This window comes from Patescibacteria group bacterium (assembly GCA_041651155.1).
Taxonomy (GTDB): domain Bacteria; phylum Patescibacteriota; class Patescibacteriia; order CAIXNZ01; family CAIXNZ01; genus JAPLYF01.
Genome location: JBAZJU010000016.1, coordinates 1 through 6752 on the forward strand (window position 1 = coordinate 1; position 6752 = coordinate 6752).

The window sequence follows — 6752 nt, forward strand, 5'->3', positions numbered from 1 at the left end:
TATTTTTTTTTTTCAAGTAATCCTTATACCAAGTAAACATGTTTGCCCTTACCATTGGCAGGTATTTTTTTAACAAATTAAAATCAGGCTCTAATTTATTCATCACACTGCATTTTGTTTGTAAATAGAATCTTCCGTTTTAGTTGAATGCTCCTGCCTTGTGGATTTCTCAAATGATTTAAGATAATTCTCTGTAACAGCTACGGAGCTATGGCCCAGGGCCTCTTTGATATACTCTATTGAAGTACCGCTGTTTTTTGAAATGGTCGCCCAACTATGGCGAGCGGTATAACTCGAAATATTGTCTTTAATACCAACTGCATGAGCTACATGCCGGATATATTTATTCACCTGTTTTGTAAGCTGCTTAATTGCGGCGTATTTCTGATCGTTTGCCCAATCTTCTTTTAAGATAGGGAATATGTAAGCATCGTATCCGATCGTCTTATTTTCGTGCCTGCTAATAATGACCTGCATGTTTTTTGTTATTGGAACCTGCAAAGTAACTTCGTGGTCTTTATTTTTAGTTTTCTCTCTTACAAAGCAAATTTCCTCATCTTTAATATTTGAATGCCTCAACCTTGCAACGTCTGAAAGGTTCATTCCATTGCCTAAGAATGAAAACATGAATATATCCCGATAAAATTGCTCCTGCGGGTGCTTAGTCTCATAATTGGCAATTAAACTAATTTGGTGTGCCGTCAATGCCATTTTACGTCCGGATGCACTTTTAATTTTATGTTCTGTGAAAGGATAGTTCGCTTTAACCTTGTGGTCATCTATAGCAAGGTTGAAAAGACGGCGAATATTGCGTACATATATGCCAATTGTGGATTTTGATTTACCTTTCTGTTGCATCCACCTTTCAAATTTTTTCAGCCAGGTATCTGTAATATCAATAAAGCGTAATTCTTTTCCTGTGAGATATGCTTTTGATCGTGTCTCTACTTTGTCCTTTCTTGGATTGAAGTCAAAACTTTTACCAATGTGAAACTCTTTGATAGTCCTTAACGTGCTTTCAAAACTACTTGCATATCCGAACCTGCCTTCACTCTTTAAGTCCTGAATATGGTTCCATACTGCAGTAAAAACATTGTCCCATGAACCAGCTTTGTTATAAAAACGTTCTTCAAACTGGTTGAAACTGAATGATTCTGTTTTATCATCTATATCTTTTATAATACCCTCTGCATTCTTAACAATCCTTTCGTATTCAATACGAATATCTTTATATATTCCAATCGGGTTTTTAGGTTCTTTGGTTTTTTCATTTATAGGATAAACTTTTTTTATATCATCATCTTTAATATATCGCCATTCATTATTGCACAATTGATCAACAATGGAATAGTATTTTTGATCTCTGTTATAAGTAATACATAATTTTACCGGGCGGAGGCCGTCTTTATTTCTTCGGGAAGCCCTCCCATCAAAATAAATATTCGCTGTTGCCTTCATATTGCCAAACTTTTATTATTATTTGTATGTACAAAAATACCTTGTACGTACATTTGTACGTACAAAAGTAATAAATAAACCATAAATAACCAATAACAACATATAAACATTTATACGTAAATATCTGAATGATAGTTTTATTAAAACATATTCAATAAATATCAAAAACATAGTAGTTATGATTCATAATCATGAGGTCGAGAGTTCAATTCTCTCTCTCGCTACCAACAATAATAAGGCTTTCAGAAATGAGAGCCTTTTTTATTTCAAGACTTGTACGTACAAATGTACGTACAGAAATAAAAAACCCGGCTATTAACCGGGCGAAAAATGAAACTTAACAGAAAAGACTATTCCAATAATTTTGAAACCTGTTTATACTCAGGGTCGATACTTTTCCAAAGCTCTACAATCATAGGATATAGCTTTTTAATAAGGGTTGCATTCAGATAACCACTTGGTGCGCCGATCTCTCGAAGCATAGGAAGTAAATTAACAGTGAAATCTGTACGGGTTAACTCAAACCATTTCTTATCAATCAAAATGAAAAGCTTCTGATCTGATTCATATCTCACAGCTACAGTTTGCAGGTAATCGCGCAACCTTGCCAGAAATTCACCGGCAATTGAATCCATTGTCATTGTTTTAGGATCGCCCCAACTCCGTCCGGAAACGGTTAAGAACTGTACCAGGTTCGTTAATATTATACTGCCCTTACCTTTTACTGGCTTATCAATTGCTGCGCGGACATTACAGCGTATACCGTGCATAATATTTGCAGTTTTACCGGTATGAAGTTTCGCTTCTATACCCTTTTTAATTTGATCTAATCTATTCATTTGTATAATTTTTGGTTAACATTTTTCCGAAACCTGCTTTAGCCAGCTTGTCTAATTGCTCTAAATCCCACCGGGTTTGATTGCCTCCATCCTTTCCAAATAGGGCATAAGGCTTTGTAATAAAGCCCAAAGCTTGTGCGAACCTATCCAGATAAAATCTTTTATAAAATTCGCTTTCACTAAAAATATTACATAACTCTTCGATATTTATCCACATCCGATCTAATTCTGCAAGCGCGGCGGCCTCTGCCTCTGTTGCATAGAAAGTGTGCCGGGATTCAATATCTTCATAAACTGTTTTTGAATAGCTTAACTGCAAGTTGTCCGACAACTGCAGACAATCAAAGTACGGTGTATTGTCAAAACTCCAAACTTTGCAAGGCTCGATATTATATTGATCGTACAAACTATTAAGCTTCGGTGGCAGGGTATTTAACCCTGTTTGATGTAAAAGATAATTATTCACTTCTTTTGTATAGTATTGGTTTGGAGTTCTAAAAAAGCCTTTAATCGATGCAATTGTTTTTAGAGCTGTCACATAGTTTAACTCGTTATGCCAATTTAAAAACTCTGTCATCTTTTTGAGGTTGTCTCGCAGATTATAACATTCGTTATCTATTGCGTTCTGGTCTTTTTTTAAAATGACTTTATTTTTCATCATTCAATTTTTTTTGAAGGTCAATAATATTGTTCCTAAGGTATACTACGTCCCGTTGTTGTGGTGGTGGAAAACCAAATTCAGAACATTGTTTCGCAAGCTCAGTATTCCCTGAATAGTCTTTAAATTGGATGTACGTTGCATTAAGATACACACTGCGCAATTGCTCATCGTCTTTTAAGTGACGACACTTTTCAGGCTCTTTGCATTCACAAGAAAACCTATGAGTACAATATTTTCCCGGTACCATTTCAACGAAAATTCTGTTTTCATTTGCCATTAATAGACGATCTACTGCCTGCCGATCACCAGCAAAGGCGGCATTTAATAATGCAATTTTGGTGTTCTTATTCATCTTATTTATTTAATTTGTTAACAATTCCGTCTATGAGGGTGTCCAGTTCATTATCGGTGAGTTGGTTAATATTAATTTCGCTCTGGTTTTGCGTAGGCAGTACGAATTTGAGTAAGTCCCGAAAAAATTGAAGTTTATCCTTTGCTTCCAATTGGTCATAATTAGTCTGTAAATCTTCGAGATTACCGGAAATAAATTGATTAATTAATTCCTTAATCTCTGTCGTTGTCCGATTTTGTGAGCCTTTCGGCCTACCATTGGGATTATTAGTACGTCCTTTACCTGGTCCTTTCATTTTTTGTATTTATTTATTGTTTTCAAATAGTCTGTTTCCCAGATTATTATCTTTGATTAAGACACATCCGCTGTTTAAACGTTCTTTAATGCGGGCACGCAGGTGCTCTTCCATCATTATCTCTGGATTAATTTTTTTACTTAATTTCATTTTATTGTATTCATTTTATTATTTATCTTGAAAAGCACCCTATGTATTAAATTACCATTCTGTTAGTTACAAGGTTACTAGTACCGTAATAGTATTGTTCTTTCTCTCTCCTTCCTTCCTCCCTTTTCCCTTACTATTACTATTGTATTGAGTAAAAAGGGCAAAATTTTCTATTTTCAGAGTTGGTTTTTTACCAACAAATTTCATGAGCTCCTCCATCATAATGGAGTACACAACTTCAACCTCATTTGTCATGACAGAAGTCATTATAGAATCATGAACGGTCACCGTAATTATTTCGGGATGTTCTTTGTTGATCCTGGGCAGTATAATATTTAATATCGTATTTGATTCGATCGTTTGCAGTAGTATTGAGAATCGTTTAAAATTCTCAAACTTGCTACCTCTTGTATTTCCCTTTAGTATGCAAACTCGTTCATAAACGTTCGGGAAAGCATTGTAAAATATTTCATGCTCCCGGCTCCATAAATGAGAACTTCCGAACAATAGCACAAACATTTTATCTTTTACTGCCTTCTTTGCCTTATCAGTATATTCCGGGAATTGTTTCATTAAATTATTTTGCCTAAAAAGATCATAGAAAAACTGATATAACTTCCCGGAAATTACAAGAAAAGACCATAGTGTAACGTCAAGAGCTTTAACGGGTTGTAAAGTTTTCAATAACATACGGAAATTTTCACTTTTTGCCAGGTGTGCGACCTTAGACGGATCATAAAGTAATGGTATCATAAAATATGGTTGCGAATTTTTCACATCAATATTTGAGAGCTGCTTGCCGTTAATCCTGATAAATGGCCGAAGGGATGAGGGTAAATTTGTTAAATTTGAATGATAACGGCCCGAAGTAGTATCTACTGAATAAAAGAGATCACCTTGCTGAATCTTCAAAATGGAGGAAAGAGCAGCATTATATTTTTCAGTTTCAAAATTTTGTATAAAATTCTTTGATTCCGGCTCAATGGTCATTTGTCGGATAAACCTGTTTTGGCTGGGGTATAAATGAGAAACATGACGTTTAAGATTGTTTTTTCGGATCCGCCTGATTAAGTACATATCATTCACCGGGAAATATTTATAACGACTTTTATATTCCGGCGTGAATGAATAGCAATACGATATTTGATGAGGAACGTATTTACCTGTTCGCTTAATTATCTCCAGAGCAATTAAAAACCGTAGATAACTTTGATAATTAGGTATGAGTTGTTTCAAATACTTTGCCTTTAGCGGGCTCTCCCCTTCATTTTTCCGCTGATTCATGGCAATGATTGTGATCAATTCTTTTACATAAGATTCATTAAAATATGTTATTTCTGATTTACCTAACTCAACCAGGTCTGGTAAAACATTCATTACTTTCTCAGGTATGCAGAAATAATATTTCGGATCGTTTTTCACTTTTTATTTTGGATAAAGTAAATTTTGAACCGCTTTTTTGTGGATGGATTTTTATGCCAACGATCTGAAATCGGTATACCTACAGCCCTTAAATCGCTTACAATCTTTCTTAATTCAATTGTTCTGAATTTCTGCAATGCACTGATTACTGTTAATTCTTCTCCATCGACAAGAGTATCCAAAACCTGTCGATGTAAATTTGATCTATGCCCTGGCCTTTTGGCAAACAATTGTAATGGCTCCATATTACTTGGATAAATTGGTTTGAACTTGACGGCCATTTGAAAGCCAGAAATTTATAGTTGACTTACGGAAATACAAGCGTTTTCCGTGCTTTTCATAAGGAATTAAACGATCGTTAACTTTACAGTAAATTGTTTGGCGGGCAGGATGTTCAGGTAAGTAATCACAGAGCTGTTCAATAGTTAAAAGACTATCCTTTTCTGGCTCCGGATGGTGTTTTGTTGCCTTTTGAATTTCTTCCCGGATTATAGCCCTTAACTGGTCGGGGGTTGTAACTATTAAATCCATTATTAACCCTCCAACGCTTTAATGATTCTGCTTTCAGGATAATAAATCTTACTACCGATTCGACTTGCTATCAATTGGCCAGATTTGTTCCAGTTACGCAATGTGCTGAAACTTACGTTTAGTAGTTTTGCAGTTTCACGTCTGGTTAATATTTTTTCATTCATAACAAGCTGCTTTGAATTGTTTAACTCAAAATTGCAGTTTGTTATTTATTTTAATGGGGGCAAAGAATAACTATATGTTTTTGCTTATAACCTTATTGATTTATAGGTTTTTATAAAGGTCTTTTAAATAATCGTTCGGATAAACTGAAATATTTTTCCATTCAACATTTATAAAAGTAGTTAGCTCTATAATGAAATTAAAAACACGATTATTTGATTCACTTTTAAAGTGTGTTTCAGACTTCAGGTATGGGAATAGTCCGTTAAGCAATTGAATAGCGAAATTCTTATAATGGCTTTGTTTTTTTGGGAATGGGTTGTTATTAAATTCCTCTTCTGTCATAATCGGAATTTCAGGCATTGAGGTTAAAGGGTTTCTGTTTATTATCTCATTCATTTCATTTACATACTCAACATAGGTAGCAGGTGGAACCGGGTAATCTTTTTTGAGGTTAATATACTTTTGAATAAGATTCATTAATCCACTTATCAAATATTCATTTTTAATCTTAACTGTATTAATAGGTGATGAGAATTTAATTTCATTACATTTTTTGCCTAAAATGAAAGCCTGTAATTCTTTTAAATCTTTATTGTGTTGCTCAAAAGGATTTGGTTTATTATGATTTTTAATATCATAGTTTGTTTGATCAAAAGTTATTGCATACCACCCAGCAAAATATAAAAGTTCGTCCTTATGTTCTATCAGTAGATTATTTTCAAGGATTCTGGTAAATTCAGTATCAAAGTCATTATTTTTTTTTTTCAAGTAATCCTTATACCAAGTAAACATGTTTGCCCTTACCATTGGCAGGTATTTTTTTAACAAATTAAAATCAGGCTCTAATTTATTCATCACACTGCATTTTGTTTGTAAATA

The 6752-nt window shown here is 34.1% G+C and carries 10 protein-coding genes; all 10 read right to left on the bottom strand.

Annotated features, from left to right (window positions below; all coding sequences use genetic code 11):
- Positions 1 to 102: 102 nt before the first annotated feature.
- Positions 103 to 1458, bottom strand: a complete 1356-nt coding sequence (locus WC460_06895; GenBank protein ID MFA5189056.1) for a site-specific integrase — start codon at positions 1456 to 1458, stop codon at positions 103 to 105.
- A 350-nt stretch (positions 1459 to 1808) separates the two neighbouring features.
- Positions 1809 to 2297: a hypothetical protein gene (locus tag WC460_06900; protein MFA5189057.1), complete on the bottom strand. Its 489-nt coding sequence runs from the start codon at positions 2295 to 2297 to the stop codon at positions 1809 to 1811.
- Positions 2290 to 2958: a hypothetical protein gene (locus tag WC460_06905; protein MFA5189058.1), complete on the bottom strand. Its 669-nt coding sequence runs from the start codon at positions 2956 to 2958 to the stop codon at positions 2290 to 2292. The genes WC460_06900 and WC460_06905 overlap by 8 nt, the downstream gene beginning before the upstream one ends.
- Complete coding sequence (locus WC460_06910; protein MFA5189059.1) at positions 2945 to 3310, bottom strand: hypothetical protein; 366 nt, start codon at positions 3308 to 3310, stop codon at positions 2945 to 2947. The genes WC460_06905 and WC460_06910 overlap by 14 nt, the downstream gene beginning before the upstream one ends.
- 1 nt (position 3311) lies before the next feature.
- Positions 3312 to 3605, bottom strand: a complete 294-nt coding sequence (locus tag WC460_06915; protein ID MFA5189060.1) for a hypothetical protein — start codon at positions 3603 to 3605, stop codon at positions 3312 to 3314.
- A 9-nt stretch (positions 3606 to 3614) separates the two neighbouring features.
- Positions 3615 to 3755, bottom strand: a complete 141-nt coding sequence (locus WC460_06920; GenBank protein MFA5189061.1) for a hypothetical protein — start codon at positions 3753 to 3755, stop codon at positions 3615 to 3617.
- 66 nt (positions 3756 to 3821) lie between these two features.
- Complete coding sequence (locus WC460_06925) at positions 3822 to 5132, bottom strand: hypothetical protein (protein ID MFA5189062.1); 1311 nt, start codon at positions 5130 to 5132, stop codon at positions 3822 to 3824.
- 41 nt (positions 5133 to 5173) lie between these two features.
- Positions 5174 to 5422, bottom strand: coding sequence for a helix-turn-helix domain-containing protein (locus WC460_06930; GenBank protein ID MFA5189063.1), 249 nt, complete (start codon positions 5420 to 5422; stop codon positions 5174 to 5176).
- Position 5423: 1 nt separating this feature from the next.
- Positions 5424 to 5708: a helix-turn-helix domain-containing protein gene (locus tag WC460_06935; protein ID MFA5189064.1), complete on the bottom strand. Its 285-nt coding sequence runs from the start codon at positions 5706 to 5708 to the stop codon at positions 5424 to 5426.
- Positions 5709 to 5972: 264 nt separating this feature from the next.
- Positions 5973 to 6752 (bottom strand): hypothetical protein (locus WC460_06940; GenBank protein MFA5189065.1); only part of this gene is annotated, 780 nt, incomplete at its 5' end.